The sequence below is a fragment of the Cohnella sp. genome, from assembly GCF_041641335.1.
GTDB lineage: Bacteria > Bacillota > Bacilli > Paenibacillales > Paenibacillaceae > Cohnella.
Genome location: NZ_JBEPYQ010000079.1, coordinates 1 through 26,415, shown reverse-complemented (window position 1 = coordinate 26,415; position 26,415 = coordinate 1). Strand labels below are relative to the sequence as shown.

Genomic DNA, 26,415 nt, shown 5'->3' with positions numbered 1-26,415 from the left:
GGCATGGACGTAAGATCGTATCGCGCGAACAACGGCAAGGTGCAAATCCACTATCTTGTCTCGAATGAACAAGATACGTCCGTTCCTCTGCTCATCTGCCCCGGCTTATCCGAGACGGCCGAGGAATACGTCGAGCTGATGGCGTATTTGTCTCCCCGCAAGTGCGTCGCGCTGTCGTTCCGGGGGCGGGGACAGAGCGGGACGCCGGAGCGCGGGTACGACCTGGAGCACCATGTCTCGGATATCGCGTCCGTTGCGGAGGCGGCGCAGCTTAACCGATTCCACCTGTACGCCAATTCCCGGGGAGTCGCATACGCGCTCGGCTATATCGAGAAGCACTCGTCGGCCGTCATGTCGGTCATTCTGCAGGAATATCCGGCGGAGCACAAGGCTCTGCCGGAGGGGTGGGCGGAAGATTACTTGCTCCGGTACCTGGTCCAGTTCTCCAGACAACGGAATATTCGGCCCGAAGCGGTCAGAGGAGTCGAGCGGGAATCGACCCAGCTCCGACTGTCCAAAGGCATCAACAAGAAATTGCTGGTGCTGCGAGGCAAGCTGCCCGACAGCTTGCTCACCGACGAAGACTGCCGGCGGTACGAACGGCTGTGCGTCGACGTCTCTTTTGCCGAGTTCACAAGATCCGGTCATGATCTGAGGCATACGGAGAAGGAGCTTCTCTATCGAACGATCGGCGACTTCATCCTATGAGCGCGCGTCTTGCCGTTCTCGTTCGGGTCGGATCGCGAACAAATTAAGCAGCGTCGCGAGCAGCGCGGCAGCCGCCGCGACGAGAAATAACGCACCCTTCGATACGTCCATGAGCAGAGCGCTTGCCGGAGGGCCGGCGGCGACGCCGATAAAACGCATGCTGCTGTACAGCGAAGTTACGGTGCCGCGCTGATCTTTGTCGATACCTTCGGTAATAAGCGCGTCCAAGCTGGGCAGGGCGGCGCCGATGCCGGAACAGATCAGCGTCAGCATCGACGTGATCCACCACGTGCCGTCTCGCTTCATCAGCCCGAGGGCGAGCAGCGCCGCCGTCGCGATCGCGAATCCGGCCAGGCTGGTCCACTTCATGCGGGTTTTATTTTTCCCGATCCATTTGCCGCTCAGATAAGCAACGAGGCAGAGGCCGCCGAGAGGAATCGCCAGCATCAAGCCTTTGTTTATGGATTTCATGCCGCGATCCTCCAGCGTCTCGGACAAATAGAACAAGTTCCCGAAGATCGCGAACATGGCAATCCCGCCAATGGCGAAAATGCTGTAAAGCCACTTGCCTTCCGCCTTGATCAGAGCAAGCACCGAGCTTACGAAGGCTTTCAATCCGACGGGCGCGGCCGAGCCGCCTTCCGCAGAAGGCTTGGGAGGCTTCACGAACAGCAGCACGAGCAGGAAGGAGAGCGCGCCGAATGCCGGGATGGCGAAAAACGGTGCATACCACGTCCAGACCGCGAGCGCCGAGCCGAGAATCGGACTTACGACTTTGCCGAAGGTGTTCGCCGTCTCGATCAGACCAAGTCCCTGACTGACGTCTTCGTCGCTCTTGAACAGATCGCCGACAAGCGGCAGCACGACCGGGAAGCAGCCCGCCGAGCCGAGACCCTGCAGCAATCTCGCCCCGAGAATGAGCCCGTAGGCGTTGCGGAGGCCGCTTGCCGCGACGATGCCTGCTGCCGCACCCGCCGCGCATACGAGCAGCAGCGAAGGAAGAATGACCGCTTTGCGGCCGTATCGGTCGGACAAGTATCCCGCTAACGGGATAAACAAGATCGCCACCGCCGCATAGGCGGTAATGATCCAACTCGCCTGCAGGGAAGTGATGCGGAGCGCCTTCTGCATGGCCGGAAGGACGGGAATAAGCATCGAATTGGCCAAAGTCATCGTGAGCGGGACCGTGGCGATGGAGAGAATATCTCTTTTTTTGCGCGTTTCCATGCAGTCCTCCTGAATGAAGCGGCCGTAAGACATCTCGAATCTAAATACAGGTTAATCCGGTCGATTAAGTAGGCAAAGCAACTAGTATAATCTTTCGATTGCCCGGTTACTCGCCGTCTACGGCGTAATGACGGGGTACAGCTGGCCTTCGCACGCGAAGGAGGCTCTGCCGGTCTCTTCGGATACGACGAGGACGATGGCGTCGCATCGCTCGGACAATCCGACCGCCGCGCGATGGCGCGTGCCGGTTATTCGCTCGTCGTTCTGGGAAGAGGCGAGCGGAAGTACATGCTTGGCGGAGACGATCCGATCGGCGCGGATGAGCGCCGCTCCGTCGTGCAGCGGGCTGCCGGGATAGAAGATCGATTCGAGCAGCGTATGGCTGACTGGCGCTCCGACCGGAATGCCGGGTTGCAAGAACGGCTCCAGCGGATCGCTGCGCTCGACGACGATCAACGCGCCGTGGCGTCTGTCGGACAAGCTTTGAATCGTAAGCGATAAGTCCGTATATCGTTCCATGAACGGGGAGAGATAGCAGTTCAAATAAAAAGTCGCCGCGTTCGACTCGATCTGAAGGAAGTTCTTCTTGATCTGCTCCAGCTCGCCCAGCAAGCAGTTCCCTTCGCGATCCAGCGTCGCGGCGAGAACTTCGAGCTTGGAGATCATGTGCCGGATGTCGGCCGCGATCATTTTCTTCATGGGCGAGAAGTCGCAGTTGTGGGAAGCGGTCGTCATGCGGTTCACGGCTCCTTGAACATACTCCCGATTAGCATGCAGATTCGCGCGGCTATATATGCAAGGTGCCAATACAATCTCAACGGAGGAACAATTCGAATGATACAGGCTTTTATTTTTGACATGGATGGAGTCATTATCGACAGCGAGCCGCTGCATTTCGAAGTCGATATGGAAACGATGCGTTATCTCGGCACGGAGATTACGAAGGAGGAGCTGGAACGCTTCGTCGGTATGACGAATCCGGAGATGTGGGCGGTGCTTCGCGAAGAGCGTTCTCTTCCTCAGACGGTGGAGGAGATTATCGAGTACCAGCTGGCGGCCAAAATCAAGGCGCTGCGCGAACGTTCCTACGCGCCGATCGACGGTATCGCGGAGCTGCTGGACGGGTTAAAAGGGCGGGGCATCCCGGTGGGCATCGCGTCCTCGTCGCCCAGATCGTTTATTGAGGAAGTGGTGGCCAAATTCGGCATTGCCCCGCATTTCGCCTGCGTGGTAAGCGGGGAAGAGGTGGACAAAGGCAAGCCCGCGCCGGACGTCTATCTGGAAGCCGCTCGTCAACTCGGAGCGGACCCTCGGCAGTGCGTCGTGCTGGAGGATTCCCGCAACGGCATCGCCGCGGCCAAGGCGGCCGGCATGACCTGCATCGGATACGTCAACGAAAATTCGGGCAATCAAGATTTGTCCATGGCGGATCGGATCGTTCGCTCAGTCAGGGATATATTGGTGGAAGATTTGTGAGCACTAAATTGGAAAATGTTTTACAGTGACGATTGCCTAAGCTATAATTAATCTCCGGGAATCAATCGGAGGGGAAGCAAATGTCAGAGATCGTAACAGGGTTTGTCATTGGATTATCGATAGCTGCGCCGGTCGGACCGATCGGCGTTCTTTGCATTCGCAGAACGCTGCATGACGGACGGTTGTCGGGAATCGTATCCGGCATGGGCGCGGCGACGGCGGACGCCTGCTACGGCTTGATCTCGGCTTGACGGCGCTAAGCGGCATACTGACGGGCAGCTCCGTCTGGCTGAACCTGCTGGGCGCCTTGTTCCTGCTTTATTTGGCGATTCGAACGGCGCGCTCCGCCGCTGCGGTTCGCCCGGACTCGAAGGTACAGGGGAAAGGAAAATACTGGGGCGCTTACGGGACGACCTTCCTGCTGACGCTTGCCAATCCGATGACGATCGTATCGTTCGCGGGCATTATCGCGGGCTTCCGTCTCGGAACCGAAGCGACTGCCCCGGCTCAGTTCGTCCTGGGCGTGTTCGCGGGTTCGACCGCATGGTGGTTCATGCTCTGCCTGGCGGTCGGCGCGACAATGAAGGTGCTGACGGCAAAGGCGCTGACGGCGATCAACTATGGAGCGGCAGTCGTTCTTGCCGGTTACGGCTTGTTCAATTTGGTTCAAGCTGTGTCGAATTGGAGTTGACGGGAGGAAGAAAAACTTTGCAGCATTCTTATGATATCGTAAACGCCGTAAGGGAAGATCTTGAACGAATCGTCGACATCTATAACACCACGATCGCCAGCCGCAGCGTGACGGCCGATCTGGAGCCGGTCACGGCGGAAGACCGAATGCAATGGTTCGAAGAGCATTCGGCGGATCATCGGCCGATCTGGGTCATGAAGGATGGGGAAGCGATCATCGCGTGGCTCAGCTTCTCCAGGTTCCACAGCCGCGCCGCCTACGACGCGACCGCCGAGATCAGCGTCTATATCGATCCGGCTTACCGCTCCCGGGGAATCGGCAGCCTTTTTTTCCGGAAAGCGATCGAGGAGTGTCCGCGTCTGGGCATCCGCAACGTTATTGCGCTTGTATTCGGCCACAACGAGGCGAGCTTGGCGCTGCTGCGGAAGTTCGGCTTCGAGCAATGGGGGATGCTGCCCGGCGTGGCGACGCTGGACGGCATCGACCGGGACGTCGTCTACATGGGGCTGAAAGTGCCTCCGCAGTAACTAATGGAGAGGGGGGAGCGCGGTGACGCTGTTTATCGCAATCGTGCTTATCATCGGCTTGGCGGGCATCATCGGCAACCAGTATTCCGGGCTGCAAAGAATGAACAAGATGCAGCAGACGCTGGAGGAAATCCGGGACGCCATTCGTGCGCGGGAAGGGCGCTGAGGGGAAGAGAAGGTGAAAAAACCTCCTGCTGTTTAATCGACTTGGTGTCATTGCAGCGGGCTTGTCGGAATGCCGATACTCGAAAGTTTAGAGCAACGCTCGCCGTTTGGGTGCAAATTGGGGGACGATACTCGAAAGTTTAGAGCAACGCTCGCCGTTTGGGTACAAATTGGGGGCCGATACTCGAAAGGTTAGAACAACGCTCGCCGTTTGGGTACAAATTGGGGGCCGATACTCGAAAGTTTAGAGCAACGCTCGCCGTTTGGGTGCAAATTGGGGGACGATACTCGAAAGTTTAGAGCAACGCTCGCCGTTTGGGCGCAATTGGAGGCGCGATACTCGAAAGTTTAGAAGCCGTAGAAAAAACCGATACGCCGGGAGGATGATAACCCCACGACGTATCGGTTCTTTGTCTTTTTAGAACACTTTAGTCGTCCAAGTCTCGCAGTTCCAGACATCGGTCGCGACTTCGCGATAAAATTCAGGTTCATGGCTGATGAGCAGGATGCTGCCCTTGTACGCCTTAAGCGCGCGCTTCAGTTCGTCCTTGGCGTCGACGTCGAGGTGGTTGGTCGGTTCGTCGAGCACGAGCAGGTTCGTCTGCTTGTTGATCAGGTTGCATAAGCGGACCTTCGCTTTCTCGCCGCCGCTCAGCACGGCGACCTTGCTCTCGATATGCTTGGTTGTCAGGCCGCACTTTGCCAGCGCCGCGCGAACCTCGAACTGGGTCATCGCCGGGAAGTTCTTCCATACCGCTTCGATGCACGTCTCGTCGGCGGTTTCCTTGACTTCCTGCTCGAAGTAGCCGACGAACAGATTGTCGCCTTGCTTGGCTTCGCCGGACAGGGAAGGAATTTCGCCGAGCAGGCTGCGCAGAAGCGTCGTCTTGCCGATGCCGTTGGCGCCGACGAGGGCGACCTTCTGACCGCGCTCCATCAGCAGGTCGATTGGACGGCAGAGCGGCTCGTCGTAGCCGATGACGAGGTTTTTCGCCTCGAAGATCATGCGCCCGGACGTGCGGGCTTCTTTGAAGTTGAACTCCGGCTTCGGCTTCTCGCGCGCCAGTTCGATGATGTCCATATTGTCGAGCTTCTTCTGGCGGGACATCGCCATGTTGCGCGTCGAGACGCGCGCCTTGTTGCGGGCGACGAAGTCTTTCAGATCTTCGATTTCCTGCTGTTGGCGCTTGTAGGCCGATTCCAGCTGCTGCTTCTTCGCTTCATGAAGCTGAACGAAGTTGTCGTAATCGCCGACGTACCGGTTCAACTCCTGGTTGCCCATGTGGTACACCAGGTTAATGACGCTGTTTAGGAACGGAATGTCGTGCGAGACGAGAATAAAGGCGTTCTCGTAATTTTGCAGGAAACGAGTTAGCCAAGTGATATGCTGCTCGTCGAGATAGTTGGTCGGCTCGTCGAGGAGCAGGATGTCCGGCTTCTCCAGAAGCAGCTTGGCGAGCAGCACCTTCGTGCGCTGGCCGCCGCTCAGGTCGTGCACGTCGCGATCGAGGCCGATGTCGCCCAGTCCGAGACCGCGTGCGATTTCCTCCACCTTGGCGTCGATCAGATAAAAGTCGTTGTTCGTCAAAATGTCCTGAATCGTGCCGACTTCCTCCAGCAGCCGCTCCAGTTCGTCCGGCTCTACGGAGCCCATTTTCTCGTACATGTCGTTCATCTCGGCTTCGAGATCGACCAGATAGCGGAACGCGCCGCGCAGCGCGTCGCGGATCGTCATCCCTTTCTCCAGCACGGAATGCTGGTCGAGGTAGCCGACGCGGACTTTTTTGGCCCATTCGACTTTGCCGGCATCCGGCTCGAGGCTGCCCGTGATGATGTTCATAAAGGTCGATTTGCCTTCGCCGTTCGCGCCGACGAGGCCGACATGCTCGCCCTTGAGCAGGCGGAAGCTGACGTCGTTGAAGATGGCCCGGTCGCCGAAGCCATGCGACAGGTTGGTTACGGTTAATATGCTCATGAATCAGACACCTTTTCCTTTATTGACACACTAACTTCCATTATAAGCGGTGAATGGCGGAAAACTCAACGGCTTCGACGGCTTTGTCGAAAAAGTCAAGCAAATCAACTGACTGCAGCCCTCTAATTGAGTTACTTCTCAATCGCTTGATGGTTATAATGATAGAAACAGATAACTCAGGGGGCGCTGGACATGCGAATGAAAAAGGGAATGATTGTCCTGTTGGCATTGATCGTCGCAGGGTGCGCCCGAGCGGGCAATACGCCCGAGGCAACGCCGATCGCGGAATCTCCGACGGCTTCGCCAACAAGCTCGGCATCGGAATCTCCTTCCGAATCGCCGATCGCGTCCGAGGCTGGCGAGTCGCCCGAAGCCGTGCTGAATACGGAGTCGTTGTCGCCGCTGTTCGCCTTCGCGGACGAGGAGGGTACGCGGCTGATGGCGCTGACCGACGGGATGGAGGAGCCGGACGCGGTGAAGGAAGGGACGCTGGACGACTATCGTCTGGCGATCGGGGAAGGCGGACTTCAGGTGCTGCGCATCCGCTACGAGAAGCATCAGGCGCGTTCGGAGCAGGACAACGGAAGACAGGCGGCGTATAACTTCGACAATATGGAAGGGGATATTTACACGATCGAAGAGGGAAAAGCGACACCGAACGAGAGTTATTATCTCGCGACCGAAGAGCAATTCGACGTTCGGGCGCTTATTCCGCTCAAGCCTTCGGCCGATCGCGAGCTGCCGGACGATGCCGCGCAGAAAATCGCCGAGGCGAAAGGGCGCGCGATCGAGCAGGGCTGGCTGCTCGCTCACGCCCAGGACGGCCGGCGAATCTACGTCGTTCAATTCCAGCGTCAAGGCGAGGATATGCTGGCGAGTCTCGTATGGGAGGAAGACAACCGTCTCCTATGGATGGACTACCCAGCCGCCTTCGACGAGAATTCGACTTGGAGAGTCGACGACGGGGGAGAGATCTCGCCGGATATGTTCCGGTTCCTGTTCGCCGCCCACGGCGCCGACGACGGCATCGTGCTGGGCGTGCAATGGCTGGGCGCGGAGGGAGAAAATCTCACCGTTCTGCGCTCTTCAGGGGATCGCTTCGAGGAAACCGGCATCTCCGGGGGCCGCTACTTGTCGCCTATTTGAGTTTATGATAGCCTTTCTCGCCGAACGGCTGAAGCTTGTCGATCCATTTGTCCTCCAGCAGCTTTAGCTCGTCCTTGACGTTCACGAATGGATTGTCGCTTGGCTTCAGCACCTCGAGCACTTCCATCGTGAACGCTTCTTCACCGTATTCGGTCCATTCCCGCTGAAGCTCCTTGTTCGGATAGGCGCCCATGTTCAGGCTGGCGGTCCTTCCGTTCAAGGACTTCAAATTCGGGGTCGTGTCGACGAGCACCTTGCCATTGATATTGTTGCGGATCTGGTAGACGCCCGCTTCGATCGGAATCTCCTTATATTGCGCGATCAGCTGCGCCCGTTCTTCTTTGCTTTTCGGTTTCATCTTATTTTCTCTCCGTTCTGTAGTTAAGCTTTAAGCGTTCAAATGAAAGTTCAAAAAGTCCGGTTTTCAGCACCAAGAAGGTTGGATGAAGACCGGGTATGAGGAGCGGAGCGTAGTGGAGGCTACGTGAGCACCGGAAGAACCGGCTGAATTCAAGATTCGACGTCGAGTATGCTTCATTGAGGTACTTCGTGATCAAAAGCGGACTTTTTGAACCACCTATTTAAGCCAATATTGGCTGCCGTCGGGCTCTCGGTCCATATAACCGTACTCGATCAAATATCTTCTCAAGACGGCATAATCCTCATAGGCGGTCAGCAAAATTTCGTTAACTTCCTTCTCCGAATACGTTCGCCCAGGCTCGAACCGCTTGGCGATTTCCGTCAGGACGATGACTTTGTGCTTCTCCTGGATGGCGAACTTGGTCAGCTTGCCGTCTCGGCCGTCGGGAAAATACTTGTCCAGCGCGCGCTCTGCTTCGTCCGCCGTAATCCGGTAGCGTTCGTCGACCATCCGGGCGGTTCTGTGCACGGGAACGATGTCCGGCGCATGGCGGTCTTTCTCCTTCAGCAGCTCCATCAACGCCAAATACACTTTCGCCTGGCGTTCCTTCTCCTTCAGCACGAATCGGTGGTTGCGAATCGTCGAAGCGCTGCCGATGCTCAGCTCCTTGCGCACCTCGTCGTCCGATTTGCCTTGATAGAACAAATGAAGCAGGCTGTTCTGGTGGTCGGTCAAGCCGGTAAGCTTCTTGTCAAGGCCGATCAAGTATTCGAATACCGAGCCATGCGCCTTGCCGATATGGCTGCGCATCGCTTTCCCGGCATCGTAATAACGGCCGTCCTCCGGATAGACGACGCCAAGCTCCGTGCGCTCTCCGCACAGCAGGCAGACGAAGTAATCCCCTTCACGAACGTAACCTTGCTTTAACTCTTCCACCGAACTGTTCCAGAAAACATCCGAGTTGCTCATTATGCAAACACATCCTGTTTATGTTTGTATTTATGATAGATAATATACAGAAATGTTTTGTTTTCGTCAATGAATAGCGTTCGGCTGCCGCGAGACGCCGACGATGCGCCGTATAGACCGGCCAAGCGGCTAAAGGTATAATCAGGGAGAAAATAGAGTGGAGGTTCTGACGATGAGTACATACTGGAGCGAACTGACCGAATCCTTGGAGCCTTACGTGCCCGGAGAGCAGCCGAAGGACCGGACCTACATCAAGCTGAACACGAACGAAAATCCGTATCCGCCTTCCCCGAAAGCGCTGGAGGCGATCAGGGAAGCGGCCGGAGCGGACTTGCGCCTGTATCCCGACCCGACCTGCGACTCGCTGCGCGAGACGATCGCGGCGCATTACGACTTGACGAAGGAGCACGTATTCGTCGGCAACGGCTCGGATGAAATATTGGCGTTCGCTTTTCCGGCGTTCTTCTCGGCGACGCGCCCGATTTTGTTCCCGGACATCACTTATTCGTTCTATCCGGTTTATGCGCAGCTGTACAGATTGCCTTATGAAACGGTGCCGACCGACGAGCAGTTCAGAATCGATCCGAAGTCGTATTCGGTTCCGAACGGCGGCGTCGTTTTACCGAATCCTAACGCGCCGACGGCCCGTTATTTAATCGTTAATGGCATTAAGGAAATTCTCGAAGCGAACAGAGGGCAAGTCGTCATCGTCGACGAAGCCTACATCGATTTCGGCGGGGAATCGGTCGTGCCGCTCGTTGCCGAATATCCGAATCTGCTCGTCGTTCAGACGTTGTCGAAGTCGCGATCGCTGGCCGGACTGCGGGTAGGTATGGCGTTCGGACATCCCGACCTGATCGAAGGGCTCAACCGGGTCAAAAACTCGTTCAACTCGTACACGCTGGACAGGCTGGCGCTGGCCGGCGCGATCGCGGCGATCGAGGACCGGGCTTATTTCGAAGAGACGAACCGCAAAGTCGTGACGACAAGGGAGAGAACGACGGCGGCGCTTAGAGAGCTGGGTTTCGAAGTGATCGACTCGCTGGCGAATTTCGTCTTTGTGACCCACCCGGTCAAGGAGGCGAGCGAGCTGTTCGCGGCGTTGAAGGAACGGGGCATTCTGGTTCGATACTTCAACAAGCCGAGAATTGACCGCTACTTGCGCGTGAGCATCGGTACGGACGAGGAGATGGATGCGTTCCTGGACGCGTTGCGGGAACTTGCCGTCTAATTCGGGCGAGCACGAGAGCTAAGGGGAGAGGGGTATGGACATGGATATGGATATGGAGAAGCTGAAATATCCGATCGGACGTTTCGATGCCGAAGGGAAGATTACGGGACAACAGAGGGAAAGCTGGATCACCAGCATCGCGGATCTGCCGTCGGAGCTGGCTTCGGCGCTCGAAGGATTAGACGATCGGCAGCTCGATGCGCCCTACCGGCCGGAAGGATGGACGGTACGGCAGGTGGCGTTCCACATCGGCGACAGCCACCTGAACAGCTTCGCGAGGTTTAAGCTGGCGCTGACGGAAGAGCAGCCGACGATCCGTCCTTATGATGAAGGGGCTTGGGCTGATCTTCCCGATACGTTCCGGGCTCCGATCGAGCTGTCGGTCGACTTCGCGACGGCGCTGCATGCCAGGTGGGTGTTCCTGCTGAGGGGCATGAGAGAAGCGGATTTCGCCAGAACGTTCTTTCATCCGGCGTCGCAATCCGTCAGCCGGCTCGATTACGCGCTCGGAATGTATGCATGGCATGGCCGCCACCACGTCGCGCATATTACATCTCTGCGCGAGAGAATGGGCTGGCTCTAAGCGGTCGGCGCGGGCCGGCCGTTACGCCAGCTGCACGCCGCCGATTAGAGCCGGCAGAAGCTCGCCGTCCATCGGCCGTCCCAGCAGATTGCCTTGCGCGTAATGGCATTCGTGCTTTTTGTAGAAGGCGAGCTGCTCGTACGTTTCCAATCTCGTCGCGACGATCTCGCAGGGCAGAAGCTTAAGCGATTCGAACAAGGAATCGTTCAACTCTCGAGCGGAAGCTCCGGCGGTTTCCAGCATGAGGTTATTGTCGATCTTGATCGCCTGAACGGGCAGTCTGCGTAGCTGGGGTAGAGTAGTCGTCCCCAGCCCGTAATCGTCGAGCACAAGCCTGACGCCGAAAGCCCGGAGCCGCTTCATCGGCAACTCGGCTTTGTCGAAGGAACCGGCGAGCGTATGCTCCGCGATCTCGAGCTCCAGACGATACGGTTCGATGCCGGTGTCGGAGAGCGCCTGTTCGACGATGTCGACAAATCCAGGATCAAGCAGCTGAGAGGCGGATAGATTTACGGATATCGTCAGAGAAGAGGGGGACGGAGCGACCCGCATCAGCGTCAGACACGCTTGTCGAACTACCCATTGGCCGATCGAGAGCATCGATTGGGTGCTTTCGGCGAGCGGGATGAACTCTTTGGGCTCGACTTTGCCCAGCTCCGGATGCTCCCAGCGCAGCAACGCTTCGAATCCTCTTAGCCGCCCCGACTGCACCTCGTATTGCGGCTGATACTGCAGATGCAGCTCATTCTGCTGCAGCGCCTTGCGGACGTGCACTTCGATCATCGTGCGGCGCCGGATCTGCATCGTCAGCTTCTCGTGGTACTGAACGACTTGCTGCAAGCCCGAATCCTTGGCATGCTGCAGCGCCGCGTACGCTCTCGGGAGCAATTCCTCGACTGTAACCGCTTCGTTCCAATACGCCGTCACTCCGATATGGGGCGTTAGATGATAGAGCTGGCTGTCCACTGAATAGGGGGACGATAACAGCGTTTGCAATTCGTCCCAAATTTCCAGCGAGACGTCGGGAAGCTTGCGAAACGAAGGATCGGTCATGACAATAAGAAACTCCTCGCGCTCCAGCCTGCATACCAAAGCGTTGTCTGGCATCCAGTTTTTCAGACGTTGGCCGACTTGATTCAGCAGACGGGCTCTCGACAGCTCACAATTAATGTCATTAACGATCTTGAAGCCGTCGATATCAAGTAATGCGAGATAGAAGGGAGTGCGCGCGTCTATCCATTTGCGGATCTGTTGGACGAACAGCGCGGAGGACATCAGGCCGCTCTTCTCGTCGATGGCGTAGCGGCGTTTTCTCGTCCATTCCGAGTTCATGAAGTAGTGAAAGAGCATGGAAGAGACGGGGAAGACGACAATCGTGCTCGGAGCGCTGCGCCAGAGCCAGGTCGAACGAATTTCCTCGGGCAGCATAATTGCAGCCAAGCCCATGCAAGCGGCGGAGACGAGCACGCCGATCAGCGCAGGGTGAACGAGACGGAGGGAGCTCTCGCCGTCGGCCGGACGAAGACGCCGGTAGACAAGGCCGATCGCGGAAGAGAGCCCGACAGCGACGATACCGGTCTCCATGCCTACGCCGCCCAAAGCGACCCGCACGCCGAGCATCAACCCTGCGGAGACGAGCGCGGACAACGGTCCGCCGACCCAAGCCGCCAACGCCGCGACGATATGATACGTGGGAGCGAGCGTTCCCGCCCCTCCCTGGAAAGGGATAAGCATCGTCAGAATGCCCGCGGTTCCGAAGAGAAGACCGTGCATTCCGTTCTTAAGCGCGACCTTTCGGTGAATCGCCGAAGGATACAGGCGATTACCGATCACGAGAAACAGGATGACGACGGCCATATGCTGCATGAGTCCGATCAGATTAAGCCAGTTCATCAACAGTCATCACTCCCCATGCATGAACGGTATCCGCGTGTGCGAATTCGGCGGAGTCGCGGACATAGAAAAACCCACTTCAGTTTGAATGTTAATCATTAAGGAAATTACAGGAAAAGTATTAAGGAAATTGTTAGGAAAGGATGTGCGCCGTTGACAAAAGAAAAGAACTTCCCGATTAGCGCCCGAAAGCGAAGTCCGGAAGTTCTTTTGCAACTATGTAGTCGATGGATCTATGGATTCATGAATTTGTAGCCTACTCCCCAAACCGTTTTGATATACTGCGGTTCTTTGGGGTTTCTCTCCAGCTTGCGCCTTAAGTTGGTGACGTGAACATCGATTGCACGATCGTTAATGAAAGAGTCGATGCCGCGAACGGCGTTAATCAATTCCTCTCTGCTGAAGACGCGATTCGGATGCTGATAGAAGAGCTTCATAATCTCGTATTCGGAGAAAGTCGTCTCGATATGTTCGCCGTCGAGCACGATCGTGCGCCGTTCCAGATCAAGCGTCAGTCCGCTTCCGGGAGAGGAGGCGGCATGATGCGGGTCGTACGGCTGCTGGGAGGCGACCGTCTTGGCGCCCGGAGTCAAGTTCAATGTCCGGCGGAGCACCGCTTCCATGCGAACTTTAAGCTCCTGCATGCTGAACGGTTTGACGAGAAAATCGTCCGCGCCGTAGCTGATCGCCTGAATGCGAACCGTAACGGACGGCTTCATGGAAATGACGATGATCGGAATGGCCGTCAGCTGCCTGAATTCCGCGCAAAGCTCCGTCCCGCTCGCATCGGGCAGCATCAGGTCAAGCAACAAAATATCCGGCTTAAAGGTGTCAAGCGCTTGCTTGCCGTCGCGCGCGGTCTCCACGCGTTGAACGTCGAAATTTTCTTCGGTGAGGTAGAGGGTGAGCATCTCTCCGATGATTGGATCATCTTCAATTACAAGCACTCTCGTCAACGTCATGTCACACCCTTTAAGTAAAATGTTAGGAATGCTCATATTTTGCTAACATTTGCGCTCGCATGTCTATTATATAATGCGGTCAGTCGTTCGTCTAACTCCTTTTTTCATTAAGAAGACGATTCATCGTCTTTATTCCGGTTTCCAGAGACCGGTTGAGCCGTTCCTCCGCTTCCGCTACCCGATCTTCGCCGCGAAGAGAGCGCTCAAGCGTCGCCGCAGCTTCCTGGATGGCCAACGCTCCGAGGTGTCCCGCGGAACCGCTCAGCGAATGAGCGAGCCGGATCGCATCGTTCATCTTCCCGTCCTCCCGAAGCCGGTCCAACTGCTGCTGGAAATCGGAATATTGCGCCATGAACTTGTCCAACAGCTTCATATAGAGCTGCTCTTTGCCGCCGATCCGCTGCAGTGCGACTCCGGCTTTCAGCTCGGGCAGGTTGGGCCACGACGGGCCGACGGCCTCGCCGATCGGAACCGGGCTGGGCAGTGACGGAGAGAGGCCCCCGCCGGGCAGCCATCGGCCGATAGAGGCGTACAGGACGCCGGGTTCGATCGGCTTCGTCACGATATCGTTCATGCCCGCGTCGCGGCAGCGGGCATGCATCTCGGGCGTTACGTCGGCGGTTACGGCGACGATAGGCAAGCGTTCCTTGTCGTGCAGCTTGCGTATGCGCACGGTCGCCTCGATGCCATCCATGTCCGGCATATGCAGATCCATCAAAATCAAGTCGGCCGCCGCTTGCTCCGACTCGATCAGTTCGACGGCCTCTGTTCCGCTTTCCAGCAATAAAGCTTCATAACCTTGCGAATCCAGCAGCTGCTTCACGACGATCCGGTTAATCGATTGGTCGTCGACGACCCAGATGCGGGCGTTCGCGTCTTCGACGGACCCCGCCTTGCCGGAATCCGAAGCCGGTAGAACGGAGTGGCGATCGGCCGACGTTCGAGAGGAGCTGCTGACGACTTGCAGCGCTTGCCGAATCGGCAGCGCGGAAGACGGCTTGACAAGCACGACCTCGGGACGATAAGCGTCCGGAAGCTGATAGAGGGCGTCGTGTCCGGAGAGCGTCGTGGACGCAATCGCCTTCACGCCTGCCGCGTCCAGCTCTGATTTCCATTCCATCCACGTGTCTTCTCCATGCATATCCCCGCACTCCATGTCGACGACAATCGCGTCCCAACGGGATTCCTGCAGCAGCAGCCGAGCTTGCCGCCAAGAAGACAAAGCGACCGTCTCGCATCCGAAGGAGGTGAGCAGAACGCGCCAATGCTCGGCGACTTGGTCGTGATCTTCGAGCACGATGACCTTCAGCCCCGGGAACTGCGGCTTGACCGCAATCGGCCGATCCGCGCTTACGGGAAATGTCAATTCGAACGTAAACTCGCTTCCGACTTGATACTCGCTCTCCACGGCAATCGTGCCGCCCATCCGTTCGACCAGCGTGTGGGAGATAACGAGTCCGAGTCCGGTTCCGCCGTACTTGCGGCTTGTTTTCTCATCGGCCTGCATGAACGGTTCGAACAGGCGTTCGCGCTGCTGCTCGGTCATGCCGATGCCGGTATCCTTCACAGAGAAGGCGAGCTTCGCCTGATACTCGTCGACCTCGACCGCGGATACGGAAAGTTCGATCAGCCCGATGTTCGTGAATTTGATCGCGTTGCTGCCCAAATTAAGCAAAATTTGCTTTAGGCGCGTAGGATCGCCGATCAACCAATCCGGAATGCGCGGATCGGCGCGCATAATGAAGTCGACCGGCTTCGGACCGATCAGCACGGAGAAGAGGCCGCTCAGCTTCTGCAGCAGATCTTCGGGCTCGAACGGCACGTTCTCGATCGTCAGCTTGTCCGCCTCCAGCTTGGAGTAATCGAGAATGTCGTTAAGCAGCCTAAGCAGGTTGTCGGAGGACAAGGCAATCTGCTTCAGGTAGTTCGCTTGCAGCTCGGTATGCTCCAGCCGTTGAAGAAGATGAGTCAAGCCGATGATCCCGTTCAGAGGGGTTCGAATCTCGTGGCTCATCCTCGCGAGGAAAGAGCTCTTCGCTTCGTTGGCCCGATCGGCATCTTCCTTGGCGCTCAGAAGCTGCAGCTGAATTTCCTTCTGGTGGGAAATATCCCGAGCGATCGTGGAATAGTAGATTTCCTTTTCGTCATCTGTTTGATGGGCTACGACGGTAATCGAAGTCGTCTGAATGCGGCCGCTTGAGGTCGTGAAATCGATCTCTCCCTGCCAGTACCCGTGCGCCCGCGCCGCCGACAGTCCCTCCGCGAAGCGGACCGTCATCGGAATGGGCATATACTGGTTGAGCCGATTATTGTTTTCATTCAAAGCGGCGATATCGAGGAAGGTGAGGCCGGCTTTGTTCAAATAGAAGATCTGGCCGCGCACGTCGAAGGAAGCGATCATATCGTGCGCGCTGTCCATAATTTCGAAGAGCCTCGTGTTCGTCGCGACCGCTTGTTTGATCTCGCTGACATCCCTGGCGATGAGCACATAGCCTTTGGCGGTTCCGTCCGGATGGCGGATGATGCTTGTGTTCAACGATACGAGCATGCGCGCGCCTTCGCGGTTGATCCAGGTCCATTCCCAATCCGGCAAAAAGCCTTTGCGCGGCATCAGGAACAAGACGGATTCATCCGAGTTCACCCGGCTTTGCAGCTTGTGCGAATAGTAGGTCGCGCGTTCTTGCAACTGATCTTGATCGTGCCAGAGGAGCAGGGACTTTCTTCCGATGACTTCGTGTTCTCCGTAGCCCAGCATTTCCTCTGCGCGTTGATTGTAAGAGGTAATTATGAATTGGGAATCCGTTACAATCATAGCATACTGATTGTGCCGGATGAAAGCTTGATAGGGTTCGAACAGCTCTTGCAAATTGTCGATCATGCCGTTGACTGAGCTTGCCAGCATGCCCATTTCGTCCTTGCTCTTGATCGACAAGGGGCTCGGGTAGAAATCCCCGGCCGCCACTTTCTGGGTCACGGCGACGACCTGTTTGAGCCTTCGCAGAATCGATCGATGCGTGACGGCGTACAGGAACAAGCTTAATAAGAGCTCGGTGGCTGCGATCAGAGAGATGTTCAGCCAGAGCGAATGCCGCAGCGGCGCTTCAAATTCGCTCTTGGACACCGAGTAGACCGCGTACCACTCTGTGTTCGGCACTTTGACGTAGAACATTTTCAATACGCGCCCGAACAGCATGGATTCCCCGTAGCCGTGATCGCTGCCTTGGAGCTGCCGCGCGAATTCGACGACGGCGGGTTCGTCGGTGACGTAGTTTCTTCTCAGAATGAGGGAGGTGTCCGTGTAGTGAAGCAAGTTCGTGTCCCGGTCGATCAAGATCAACGCGCTGTCCTTGTAATCGCCCGAATCCACGTTGAGATGTCTGGAGAACAACAGCGGGGCATCCAATGCGAAACCGATGACGCCGATCAGCCGGTTGTCGGGATCGTGAAACGGAACCATCTGCCACAGCACGGGATAACCCGTCGAGTCCAGCATCATTGCGGCGAAGGCGCTCTTGCCGTCAAGCGCTTGGCGGAAGGCAGAGAACTCGGATACTTGAAGCGCTTCACCGTTCGTTAACGTCATTCTGCCCGTCAGGGATGCGAAGCCGATGTGCCTGGCCGGCAGGTCGGTCAGGGACACCGCGCTGTTCAAATAAGCGAGGCGTTCTTCCGGAGTTCGCAAGCGCATCGGAATCGAATGGCTGAGCAGCTCGGCTTCCTTCATGCGCAGGGAGAGCATGGCGTTCAAGTTGCTGACAGTGCTCGTCAAGCTGGCGAGACGATGGCGAACGAGCTGGTCGTTCATCTGTTTATTGGAGGTTTCGTAGTTGATAAAGCTCATCGCGACGAACGAGATCGAATTGAGGACGATAAGAGCGACGGCGATCTTGAAGCGAAGAGAGCGGAACATGTCGTGAACCTCCGTATTTAAGGATATCGTTGGAAAATGATTAGACATTTTCATACAAAACAAATACATCCTGCCTAAATCTTCTAATACATTGATTCTATCATATCTAATGAAGTCAGATTTCGACAGATCTATCTTGCAAATTCGAGAGGAGTTCGGTATCGTGGCGACCATGATGACGGATTGGGAAGTCGTAACGACGGATGACGCCCGTTCCGTCCGATTGTGCGAGGAGTTCGGAGAACGATACGGTTTTACGGCAGGGGAGACGACGGCGTTTAAGCTCTGTCTCTTGTACGGGCTGTCAGACGAGGAGATCGTGATGTACGCGAAAATGGAGCCGGAAGCGCTGAACAACCGGCTGGCCTGCATGATGGGCAAGACGAGAACGCGATCCTCGCGGGAGCTTCAAGCTTTGTTCCTTCGTTATATGCTGAACAGGCTTCCGGCCTAGATGCCGGAAGCCTGTTTTTTATGATCTGAATCGTCTCCGACATTCACCTATCGCTAATTTTGTACGTCCCTACTATGGGACAGCCCCTCTTGCTTATGGCGGGGAGTCCGCTCGGGAGAAAGGCAAGTCGACTGCGAAAGCGGCGCCGGAAGGGGAGAGGTTGTAGGCGAACGTTTCTCCACCGTGCAATTCGACGATTTTCTTGACGATGGACAGTCCCAGGCCGCTGCCGCCCCCCGCGCGCGTCCGGGCTTTGTCCTCTTTGTAGAACCGCTCGAAAATATGGGGGAGAGCAGCCTCCGATATGCCCGGGCCGTCGTCGGTAATGAGCACACGGATCCGATCGTTGACCTTCGACACGCGAACGCCGATCGTTCCGCCCTCGGGAGCGAACTTGATGGCGTTGTGAAGCAGATTAACCCATACTTGACTCAGCAGGTCTTCGTCGGCCGTCAGCGAGCACTCCGGCAAGTCGACATCCATCTCGATCTTCTTGTCCTGCCACTGAGGCTCGCAGCTGAGAATAAGGTGACGGAGTTGTCTGTCCAGCCGATAGGTTTTTGTTTCGAACGGATGCTGCCGGGATTCGAGCGACGTCAGCTTTAGCAGATTGTCGCTCATCCGCGACAGCCGCTTGCTCTCGGTCTCGATGATGTTCTGGTAATGCTTGCGCGTCTCGGGAGCGAGGTCGTCGCGCTGCAGCGCACGGGCGAAGCCGGCGATCGACGTAAGCGGAGATTGGATCTCGTGCGAGACGTTGGAGATGAACTCCTGGCGAATCTGCTCCATATGGTTCAACTGACTGGCCATCTCGTTAAAGCTTGTAACAAGAGGACCGAATTGGCCCATGAAACGAGGATTCGCGTCCAGGTTTACGTTGAAGTTGCCCTTGGACAGCTGCTTCATCGCATGGATCATCTGCATGAACCATTCCATCTGTCGGCGGAGGGGCGCAAAGAACAGCCGAATCAGGCTCGCGGCGACGAATAGGAAGAACATGGTCAGCACGAACGTAAAATACTGGCGGAGCAGCGTATCCTCGTATTGCGGAAACCACTTGGCGTAGACGGTATCGAGCACGAGATGGGAGAGCAGCCAACAGATCGCCAGTCCGACATGAAGCTGCGCGAAAATGAAGATCAGCCACTTGCGGGAAGGGCGAAAATCCTTGCCCAGCTCCTTCATTCGCTTCCGGTGCTCTATATTTTCCCGGAATACGTTGAAATGCTGGCCTCCCCGTCTCCGTCCGTGCCCGGAAAATTCGGGCCTGCCTCTGGGTGGAGCGTCTCGTCGCCTCATGGCGTTGCCTCCAAGCGATAGCCCAAGCCCCGGATCGTCGCGATGCGGAAACCGTGCTGGCCGTCCGGAAATTTCTCCCGCAGCCTCTTGATATGGACGTCTACCGTCCGTTCGTCCCCTTCGTAATCGAAGCCCCAGATTTGCTCGATCAACTGCTCTCTGGAGAAGGTTTTACCCGGATAGCTGGCCAGCTTGAACAGCAGCTCGAATTCTTTAAGAGGAAGGGTGAGTGCCTGCTCGCCGGCTTGCAGCGTGTACGTCTGCCGATTCAATACGACGGTTCCGACCGTGACGTTCTGGGAGATCGAGATCCGATAGCGCTTCAGCAACGCTTTGACCCGCGCGACCAGCTCGACGGGCTCGAACGGCTTGACCATGTAGTCATCTGTTCCGAGCTGGAAGCCTTTGATCTTCTGCATCGTTTCTCCTTTGGCGGTCAGCATGAGCAGCGGCATATCGTAATGCTCGCGAAGCTCCTTGCACAGCTCCCAGCCGTCCATGCGCGGCATCATGATGTCCAGAATGACCAGATCCGCCGGAGTCGACTCGAGCTGCTCGAGCGCGTGCATGCCGTCGGTCGCCGTAACGACCTCGAATCCTTCCTGAACGAGGAACACTTCCACCAATTCGCGAATGTGCGGATCGTCGTCGACGACGAGTATTCGGGTCATGGACAGCGCCTCCTTTTTCCATCGGTTTGGGGTACGAACTTGCATGATAGGTTTCATTATCCGCTTAACGAAGCCGAAATGCCACCATCGGCACGCGGAGGAGGTTACTCCTAATCTCGCTCCTATTGTGCGCCGAGAATATGAACTGAATATGAACATGGCCTTAGGATGGGCCGGACGCATTCTCGCATGGTACAATAGGGCAATAGAGAGCGGAGGGAATAGAGATGACGAAAGACGTATGGATCGGCAACGATCGGTTGAGCGCTCAGCTCGCTTTTTTGGTGGAAATCGACAAATTGAAATCGGTGCTTCGCAAAACGTATCTGATCGACAAGAGCAGGCTTGAAAATTCGGCCGAGCACAGCTGGCACGTCTCCATATGGTCCGCGCTGCTGCTGGAGCACGCCGACGATCCGTCGCTGGATCTGAACCGCGTCATCCGGATGCTGCTGCTGCACGACCTCGTGGAGATCGACGCGGGCGACACGTTCGCTTACGACACTCGGGGTTACGAAGATAAAGAGGCTCGCGAAAAAGCGGCGGCGGACAGGCTGTTCGGCCTGCTGCCGGACGATCAGCGGGAGGAATGGACGACGCTGTGGCGGGAGTTCGAGGACGGGGAGACGGCGGAGGCGAAGTACGCTTCGGCGCTCGACCGGCTGCAGCCTGTCATCCATAATTACTATACCGGAGGCGTGAGCTGGCGCAAAAACGGCATCGTGCGCTCGCAGGTGCTGAAGCGGCTCGAGCCCGTTCGGCAGACATCGGAGACGCTGTGGGCGTTTACGCAGGAAATCGTGCAAAAATCGATCGATCAGGGCATTCTGCTCGACGATCCGAAGCTCGGGGAGGAATGAGCATGCCGAGATTGCCAGGAACAAACGTGATGCTGAGAGAGTACCGGAAGGACGATCTGCCGTGGATTCGCCATTGGGTGAACGATCCGGACATCGTCTGCCATCTGTCGGACATTTTTCTGTACCCCCATGCGCAGGAATCGACCGAGGCTTATCTGGAAGCGATGCTGGAGGGCAATACGGACGCCAGAGGCTTCGTCATTGCCGATCTCGCCACGGAAGCCTACATCGGACAGGTGAACCTGGATTCGATCGATTGGAAAAACCGCGTCGGCAAAATCGGCATCGTCATCGGATCGACCGAGCATATGGGGCGCGGCTACGGCACGGAGGCGATGCGGCTGCTGGTGGATTTCGCTTTTCGCGAGATGAACCTGAACCGTCTGGAGCTCGAAGTGTACGACTTCAACGAGCGCGCCATCCGGTGCTACGCAAGCTGCGGATTCGTGCAGGAAGGACGGCTGCGCGAGCGCCAGTATAAGAACGGCCGTTACTGGGACGTCATTCAGATGGGGCTGCTGAGGTCCGATTGGAAAAAAGGGGCGAATGAGTCGTGAAGCCTCAGCTTCGGCCGATCGCGCGTTCGCCGCTGCGGCTTAAAGCCGGCAAGTGGTACTATTCGATGCGCCGCTATGGGGAATGGATGTTCGGAGGAGTTCGATTCGCCAAGCGGAGGAGCCTGGATCGGCTGCCTTTTGCCGTTGCGCAGCACCGGACGCCGCTTATTCGGAAGCTCGCCGACTCCGACATGGAGCTGCAGCGCAGCAAAGTCATAAATCTGCGGGCGGCGCTGCCCCGGCTGGACGGAATTGTGCTGCATCCGGGAGAGACGCTGTCCTACTGGCGCTCGATTGGCAGGCCGACGCGACGCAAGGGCTACGTCGACGGCATGATTCTGTTCTGCGGGCAGGTGCGGACGGGACTGGCCGGCGGTCTGTGCCAGCTGTCCAACCTCATCTATTGGATGACGCTGCATACCGAGCTGACCGTGACGGAGAGGCATCGGCACAGCTACGACGTGTTTCCCGACGCTTCGCGGACTCAGCCATTCGGGAGCGGCGCTACTTGCTCTTATAATTATTTGGATTTGCGGATTACAAATCGCACGACGTCAACGTATCAGCTCCGTTTAAGCATGGATAACGAATATTTGCATGGAGCATGGTATGCGGAGCAGCCGGGGCGTTACCGGTACGAGGTGCGGGAGAGAAATCATCGCATTACGCTGGAGCCATGGGGCGGCTACGTTCGGCACAATGAGCTTTACCGCGACGTCTATACGGCCGAAGGCGAATGGCTGACGGAGGAGCCAATCGCGCAAAACGATGCGCTGATGATGTATTCGCCGCTGCTTGGCGAGCCTTCGGCTGGAGCTACGGATGCAGAGGATGCGAAGGAGTAACGGCGGGGCGCGGTCATCAGCGGTGATCAAACGAAGAAAACGCAGGAAAGTGGGAACAAGCTTGCCATTCGATTCCATTTTGCGACGCTACTTCCCGGACGGAAGCTGGGAGATCGAGCGAGGGCACACGGGCTGGAACAATACGACGCGTTTCGTCCGCGCGGACGGGCGCAGATGGGTGCTGAGAATTTACGAGACGCATAAGGACGAGAAGAAAATCGGCTTCGAGCATTTGCTGCTGAAGAAACTTAATGAGGTTAATCTTTCGTTTCGGGTACCGAATCCGGCCGCGTGCGAAGATGGGAGCACGATCGTTCGGCTGGAGGACGGAACGGAGCGGCTGGCCTGCCTGTTCGCTTACATTGAAGGAGAGCGTCCGGCGGAGGGAGCGGTCACCGCGGCGGAAAGCTTGGGCGAGGCGACCGGAGAGCTGACTCATGCCTTGGCCGCGTTGGAGCTGCCCGGAGCTCCCGCGTACGCCCCCTATTACGAGATGGAGTCGTCGTACTCCTGGTGCACGCCGGACAAGGTGACGGCATTTTGCGGGGAGCCGCCTGCGAAGCTGCGGGAAGAAGCGGCCGCACTGAGGCTGGTCGGGGAGGAGTTGGCCGCTTTCCGGGCTTATTTGCCGCGCTTTCGCTCGCTTCCGCATCAGCTGATCCACGGCGATATCAACTTCTCGAACTGCCTCGCCGCGGCGGATGATGCCGGAACGATCGGGGCGATTCTCGACTTCGAGTTTTGCACGCGGGACCTTCGGGCGATGGAGATCGCCGTCGTCGTCTCCGGTTTTCTTGACGCGGACAACGGACCGGAGATGATCGACGCGTTTCTGCGCGGCGCGGGAAGGCGGCTGCGGCTGAGCCGGGAAGAAGCCGAGGCGATTCCGGGCTTGATCCGGCTGCGGACGCTCGACGTGTTCCTGCACTTCCTGAACCGGTACTTCGACGGAGTCGACGGCATCGGGACGGTTAAGGAGCAGACGGCTTCGGCGGCGAGGAATTTACTGAAGCTGAACGAAGAGAGCGAACGGTTGGCGAGTAAGGTCGGGAAGTATTTAATGTCATAAACTTTTGTCCTCTTCCCGAAGCGATGCTCTTCGGCGTTGCCGACGACGGGAACGGAGAGTGGCGCGGGACGAGCGGTAGGGAGATCACGGCAAGCGCGGCGGGGAAGCAAGCCGTCGTTGCGGGCCCGGGCCTCGGCCGCTGGGCGGGAGACTCGCTGTGGCTGCGGGAGCTGTGGAGCGGTGTGATCGCGCCGCTTGTTCTTGATGCGGATGCGCTGAACATGGTCGCCGAAACGATCGCCTCCGGCGAATTCTCGTCATGGAGACCTCGCAAGGCCGAAACGATTGTGACGCCGCCTCGAACCGCGGTTCGATCGGTTCGCTCGTTGCGGGCGATATCGTCGAGACGCTGTAATCCGAGCCACCACCAGATATATTTACATTTCTAGAAAAATAGATATACTAAGCTCATGGATACTTTATCGATCATCAAGGCGCTGTCGAACGAGACGAGAATTCGCATACTGGAGTGGTTGAAAGAGCCTGAACGGCATTTCGGCCCGCAAAGCCATATGCCTGCGGACTGCGATTTCCAGGGGGGGATATGCGTAGGAGCAATCGCGGATAAAGCAGGACTCGCTCAATCGGTCATATCGGGCTACCTTGTGAAGATGCAGCAGGCGGGTTTGCTGGAATCCAGAAGGCACTGCCAATGGACGTATTACCGGCGAAATGAAGAGGGAATCCGCCAGTTTATCGCACGGCTTCAAGATTGTCTCTAGCTGATCTTTTTTCGGTGAATCAGAAAGGATAAAATTCGATATACTTTTCTGATTCACCTCCGACAACAACTCGATTTTGCGTCTAGAGGACGCCAAAGGCGTTTTTGCTTGGGTTTGTGTATATCTATATTTATATATATACAGAATAATTAAATTGGAGGTTGCAAAGTGAGCAAAGAAACCTACGGCACGCAGCAGCGTGCGGCAAATACGTTATTCAAGCCTTTCGAGTCGGAGAAGCTTCAATTGTCCAATCGGATCGTCATGGCTCCGATGACTCGGAGCCGTTCCCCGGGAGGTGTGCCGGGGCCGGACGTGGCGGCCTATTATCGGCGCAGGGCGGAGAACGGAGTCGGATTGATCGTCACCGAAGGCACGATCATCGACCATCCGGCGGGGACGGGAGACCCCAATATCCCATTGTTCCACGGCGAAGCGTCGTTGGAGGGCTGGGCGAAGGTCGTCTCCGAGGTCCACGAGGCAGGAGGCAAAATCGTGCCGCAGCTCTGGCATGTCGGCATGACGCGCCAAAACGGCTCTCTCCCGAATCCGGAAGCGCCGTCGGTCGGTCCTTCGGGTCTTACCTTAACGGGAGAGAAGACGAACGAACCGCTGTCGGCGGAAGAGATCGAATCGATCGTGGAAGCGTTCGGCCGGGCTGCCGGGGAGGCGAAGCGCCTCGGGTTCGACGGTATCGAGCTGCACGGCGCGCACGGTTATTTGATCGACCAGTTTTTCTGGGAGCAGACGAACCGCAGGGACGATGAGTACGGAGGCGATCTCGTCTCCCGTACGAAGTTCGCGGCCGATATCGTCAGAGCATGCAGACGGGCGACAGGCGAGGACTTTCCGATCATCCTGCGCATTTCCCAATGGAAGGCGGGATTTTACGATGCCAAGCTGGCAAAGACGCCGGAGGAGCTGGAGCAGTTTCTTGCGCCGCTCGTCGAAGCTGGCGTGGACATTTTTCACTGCTCGACGCGCCGCTTCTGGGAACCGGAATTTCCGGGGTCCGACTTGAATCTCGCCGGATGGGTGAAGAAATTGACCGGCAAACCGACGATCACGGTCGGCTCCGTCGGCCTTGACGCCGAATTCGGAGGAGCCTTCCGCGGGCAAAACTCGGACGTATCCGACATCGGCGAACTGATCGAGCGGCTGGAACAGGAGCAGTTCGACCTCGTCGCCGTGGGCCGTTCGCTGCTGGCCGACCCGCACTGGGCCGCGAAAATTCGCGACGGCCGATTCGACGAGCTGCAGACGTTCAAGGCGGAATCCCTCCGGACGCTGTATTAATGGCAGGGTCCGTCCTTTGGGGACTCGGAGAGTGGAGTTAAAAGCGATGCCTCAATCGGATTGAGTGCGACAATTGAGAAATGGCGGCGCGAGTTCTTGCGCCGCCATTTTTTTAATCTAAACGGCACGCATTACTCGATTCTGTTCGCTAACGACTCTTCAATCTGCCCCACTTCGTCGCTCACCGGTCCATTTCCCCGAGCACCGAGCGAAAGTCGTTGCCGCTCTCCGTCAGCGAGTACTCCACCGTAACTGGAACAGTAGGGAATACCTCTCTGCGCACGACGCCCGCTCTCTCCAGCAAACGCAGCGTATCGGTCAAAGACTGGGTATTGATCACCTTCGTATTTCTCTGCAGCTGCTTGAACCGAAGCGGCCCGGCGGCCAGTTCGGCCAATACGGGAAACGTCCACTTGGAGCCGAGAATGATCAATGCGTTGCAAATGTTAGGGAAGGGAGCAGCCGATTCGGAAGATTCGCTGGACAATTCGATCATCCGCTTACAAAAGGTTAGTTAGTCAATTCCTTCGGATTACATCAAACCGCTTTGCCTTCTTACATTATGATAGCACTGCTTTTATAATGTCAATTAACGGATCCGTTAGTCGACAAAACAGAGCATTGAAAGGGTGTTATCCGTCAACGACCACCGCCTATAGAGGCGGGAGCTTGTAACTGCCCGGAAGTGCAAACGCCTTGCGGCTCCTTCCTTGGCGTGGCGTTACATTAGGCTGGTTGACAACAGCCCTGCAACACGGGACATGCCCGCGATGCACCGTCAAGACGGCTGTAAGTCGTTCAATGTTTTACGGTTGCGG

The 26,415-nt window shown here is 57.0% G+C and carries 28 protein-coding genes; 17 read left to right on the top strand and 11 right to left on the bottom strand.

The window, feature by feature from the left end; all coding sequences use genetic code 11:
* Positions 1 to 3: 3 nt before the first annotated feature.
* Positions 4 to 708 (top strand): alpha/beta fold hydrolase, encoded by a 705-nt coding sequence (locus ACESLM_RS22565; protein WP_372634610.1) that lies wholly within the window; start codon positions 4 to 6, stop codon positions 706 to 708.
* On the opposite strand, the gene ACESLM_RS22560 is transcribed toward ACESLM_RS22565, so the two are convergent.
* Both ACESLM_RS22560 and cdaS read right to left on the bottom strand, forming a co-directional pair.
* Entirely contained in the window at positions 703 to 1,935 is a 1,233-nt protein-coding gene (locus tag ACESLM_RS22560; protein ID WP_372634608.1) for an MFS transporter, read from the bottom strand. The two genes, ACESLM_RS22565 and ACESLM_RS22560, sit on opposite strands and share 6 nt — an antisense overlap.
* A 117-nt stretch (positions 1,936 to 2,052) precedes the next feature.
* Positions 2,053 to 2,670, bottom strand: coding sequence for a sporulation-specific diadenylate cyclase CdaS (gene cdaS, locus ACESLM_RS22555; protein ID WP_372634605.1), 618 nt, complete (start codon positions 2,668 to 2,670; stop codon positions 2,053 to 2,055).
* Positions 2,671 to 2,769: 99 nt separating this feature from the next.
* Between cdaS and ACESLM_RS22550 the strand changes: the two genes are divergently transcribed.
* From ACESLM_RS22550 to ACESLM_RS22530, 5 genes are all read left to right on the top strand, one after another.
* Entirely contained in the window at positions 2,770 to 3,411 is a 642-nt protein-coding gene (locus ACESLM_RS22550; RefSeq protein WP_372634603.1) for an HAD family hydrolase, read from the top strand.
* A gap of 80 nt (positions 3,412 to 3,491) precedes the next feature.
* Positions 3,492 to 3,662 carry a hypothetical protein gene (locus ACESLM_RS22545; protein ID WP_372634601.1) on the top strand — a complete coding sequence of 57 codons (171 nt, stop codon included), beginning with the start codon at positions 3,492 to 3,494 and terminating at the stop codon, positions 3,660 to 3,662.
* Positions 3,659 to 4,102 carry a LysE family transporter gene (locus ACESLM_RS22540; protein WP_372634598.1) on the top strand — a complete coding sequence of 148 codons (444 nt, stop codon included), beginning with the start codon at positions 3,659 to 3,661 and terminating at the stop codon, positions 4,100 to 4,102. The genes ACESLM_RS22545 and ACESLM_RS22540 overlap by 4 nt, the downstream gene beginning before the upstream one ends.
* Positions 4,103 to 4,119: 17 nt before the next feature.
* Complete coding sequence (locus ACESLM_RS22535; protein ID WP_372634596.1) at positions 4,120 to 4,629, top strand: GNAT family N-acetyltransferase; 510 nt, start codon at positions 4,120 to 4,122, stop codon at positions 4,627 to 4,629.
* A 22-nt stretch (positions 4,630 to 4,651) separates the two neighbouring features.
* Positions 4,652 to 4,795, top strand: a complete 144-nt coding sequence (locus ACESLM_RS22530) for a hypothetical protein (RefSeq protein ID WP_372634593.1) — start codon at positions 4,652 to 4,654, stop codon at positions 4,793 to 4,795.
* A gap of 417 nt (positions 4,796 to 5,212) precedes the next feature.
* On the opposite strand, the gene ACESLM_RS22525 is transcribed toward ACESLM_RS22530, so the two are convergent.
* On the bottom strand, positions 5,213 to 6,769 hold the full coding sequence (locus ACESLM_RS22525; protein ID WP_372634591.1) for an ABC-F family ATP-binding cassette domain-containing protein: 1,557 nt from the start codon (positions 6,767 to 6,769) through the stop codon (positions 5,213 to 5,215).
* A 192-nt stretch (positions 6,770 to 6,961) separates the two neighbouring features.
* On the opposite strand from ACESLM_RS22525, the gene ACESLM_RS22520 reads away from it, so the two are divergent.
* Positions 6,962 to 7,915, top strand: a complete 954-nt coding sequence (locus ACESLM_RS22520) for a hypothetical protein (protein ID WP_372634588.1) — start codon at positions 6,962 to 6,964, stop codon at positions 7,913 to 7,915.
* Here the strand turns inward: ACESLM_RS22520 and ACESLM_RS22515 are convergent.
* On the bottom strand, positions 7,908 to 8,273 hold the full coding sequence (locus tag ACESLM_RS22515) for a GIY-YIG nuclease family protein (protein ID WP_372634585.1): 366 nt from the start codon (positions 8,271 to 8,273) through the stop codon (positions 7,908 to 7,910). The genes ACESLM_RS22520 and ACESLM_RS22515 overlap by 8 nt on opposite strands.
* 219 nt (positions 8,274 to 8,492) lie before the next feature.
* Positions 8,493 to 9,245: a DUF2087 domain-containing protein gene (locus ACESLM_RS22510; RefSeq protein WP_372634582.1), complete on the bottom strand. Its 753-nt coding sequence runs from the start codon at positions 9,243 to 9,245 to the stop codon at positions 8,493 to 8,495.
* Between the two features lie 172 nt (positions 9,246 to 9,417).
* On the opposite strand from ACESLM_RS22510, the gene hisC reads away from it, so the two are divergent.
* Together hisC and ACESLM_RS22500 are read left to right on the top strand one after the other, a co-directional pair.
* Entirely contained in the window at positions 9,418 to 10,476 is a 1,059-nt protein-coding gene (hisC, locus tag ACESLM_RS22505) for a histidinol-phosphate transaminase (RefSeq protein WP_372634580.1), read from the top strand.
* A gap of 52 nt (positions 10,477 to 10,528) precedes the next feature.
* Complete coding sequence (locus ACESLM_RS22500; protein ID WP_372634634.1) at positions 10,529 to 11,059, top strand: YfiT family bacillithiol transferase; 531 nt, start codon at positions 10,529 to 10,531, stop codon at positions 11,057 to 11,059.
* A 21-nt stretch (positions 11,060 to 11,080) separates the two neighbouring features.
* On the opposite strand, the gene ACESLM_RS22495 is transcribed toward ACESLM_RS22500, so the two are convergent.
* The 3 genes from ACESLM_RS22495 to ACESLM_RS22485 form a co-directional block, all read right to left on the bottom strand.
* Positions 11,081 to 12,952 carry a putative bifunctional diguanylate cyclase/phosphodiesterase gene (locus ACESLM_RS22495; RefSeq protein ID WP_372634632.1) on the bottom strand — a complete coding sequence of 624 codons (1,872 nt, stop codon included), beginning with the start codon at positions 12,950 to 12,952 and terminating at the stop codon, positions 11,081 to 11,083.
* Positions 12,953 to 13,185: 233 nt separating this feature from the next.
* Entirely contained in the window at positions 13,186 to 13,914 is a 729-nt protein-coding gene (locus tag ACESLM_RS22490) for a response regulator transcription factor (protein WP_372634577.1), read from the bottom strand.
* A gap of 91 nt (positions 13,915 to 14,005) precedes the next feature.
* Positions 14,006 to 17,824 (bottom strand): response regulator, encoded by a 3,819-nt coding sequence (locus ACESLM_RS22485; RefSeq protein WP_372634574.1) that lies wholly within the window; start codon positions 17,822 to 17,824, stop codon positions 14,006 to 14,008.
* 163 nt (positions 17,825 to 17,987) lie between these two features.
* On the opposite strand from ACESLM_RS22485, the gene ACESLM_RS22480 reads away from it, so the two are divergent.
* Positions 17,988 to 18,278, top strand: coding sequence for a hypothetical protein (locus tag ACESLM_RS22480; protein WP_372634572.1), 291 nt, complete (start codon positions 17,988 to 17,990; stop codon positions 18,276 to 18,278).
* Between the two features lie 93 nt (positions 18,279 to 18,371).
* Here the strand turns inward: ACESLM_RS22480 and ACESLM_RS22475 are convergent, their stop codons facing one another.
* Positions 18,372 to 19,577, bottom strand: coding sequence for a HAMP domain-containing sensor histidine kinase (locus ACESLM_RS22475; protein WP_372634569.1), 1,206 nt, complete (start codon positions 19,575 to 19,577; stop codon positions 18,372 to 18,374).
* Complete coding sequence (locus ACESLM_RS22470) at positions 19,574 to 20,248, bottom strand: response regulator transcription factor (protein WP_372634566.1); 675 nt, start codon at positions 20,246 to 20,248, stop codon at positions 19,574 to 19,576. The genes ACESLM_RS22475 and ACESLM_RS22470 overlap by 4 nt, the downstream gene beginning before the upstream one ends.
* A gap of 227 nt (positions 20,249 to 20,475) precedes the next feature.
* Here ACESLM_RS22470 and ACESLM_RS22465 point away from each other — a divergent pair, with 227 nt between their 5' ends.
* The 7 genes from ACESLM_RS22465 to ACESLM_RS22435 all read left to right on the top strand — a co-directional run bounded on the left by ACESLM_RS22465 (position 20,476) and on the right by ACESLM_RS22435 (position 25,597).
* Positions 20,476 to 21,108 carry an HD domain-containing protein gene (locus ACESLM_RS22465; RefSeq protein WP_372634563.1) on the top strand — a complete coding sequence of 211 codons (633 nt, stop codon included), beginning with the start codon at positions 20,476 to 20,478 and terminating at the stop codon, positions 21,106 to 21,108.
* 2 nt (positions 21,109 to 21,110) lie between these two features.
* Positions 21,111 to 21,665: a GNAT family N-acetyltransferase gene (locus tag ACESLM_RS22460; RefSeq protein ID WP_372634560.1), complete on the top strand. Its 555-nt coding sequence runs from the start codon at positions 21,111 to 21,113 to the stop codon at positions 21,663 to 21,665.
* Positions 21,666 to 21,730: 65 nt separating this feature from the next.
* Entirely contained in the window at positions 21,731 to 22,510 is a 780-nt protein-coding gene (locus ACESLM_RS22455; RefSeq protein ID WP_372634629.1) for a VanW family protein, read from the top strand.
* A 61-nt stretch (positions 22,511 to 22,571) separates the two neighbouring features.
* A complete protein-coding gene (locus ACESLM_RS22450) occupies positions 22,572 to 23,579 on the top strand; it encodes a phosphotransferase (protein WP_372634557.1) in 1,008 nt (335 codons plus the stop codon).
* Positions 23,580 to 23,602: 23 nt separating this feature from the next.
* On the top strand, positions 23,603 to 23,968 hold the full coding sequence (locus ACESLM_RS22445; protein WP_372634553.1) for an NAD(P)H-hydrate dehydratase: 366 nt from the start codon (positions 23,603 to 23,605) through the stop codon (positions 23,966 to 23,968).
* A 21-nt stretch (positions 23,969 to 23,989) separates the two neighbouring features.
* A complete protein-coding gene (locus ACESLM_RS22440; RefSeq protein ID WP_372634550.1) occupies positions 23,990 to 24,301 on the top strand; it encodes an ArsR/SmtB family transcription factor in 312 nt (103 codons plus the stop codon).
* Between the two features lie 168 nt (positions 24,302 to 24,469).
* Positions 24,470 to 25,597, top strand: coding sequence for an NADH:flavin oxidoreductase (locus ACESLM_RS22435; RefSeq protein ID WP_372634548.1), 1,128 nt, complete (start codon positions 24,470 to 24,472; stop codon positions 25,595 to 25,597).
* A gap of 181 nt (positions 25,598 to 25,778) precedes the next feature.
* Here the strand turns inward: ACESLM_RS22435 and ACESLM_RS22430 are convergent, their stop codons facing one another.
* Positions 25,779 to 26,093, bottom strand: coding sequence for a winged helix-turn-helix transcriptional regulator (locus ACESLM_RS22430; protein WP_372634545.1), 315 nt, complete (start codon positions 26,091 to 26,093; stop codon positions 25,779 to 25,781).
* Positions 26,094 to 26,415: the final 322 nt, after the last annotated feature.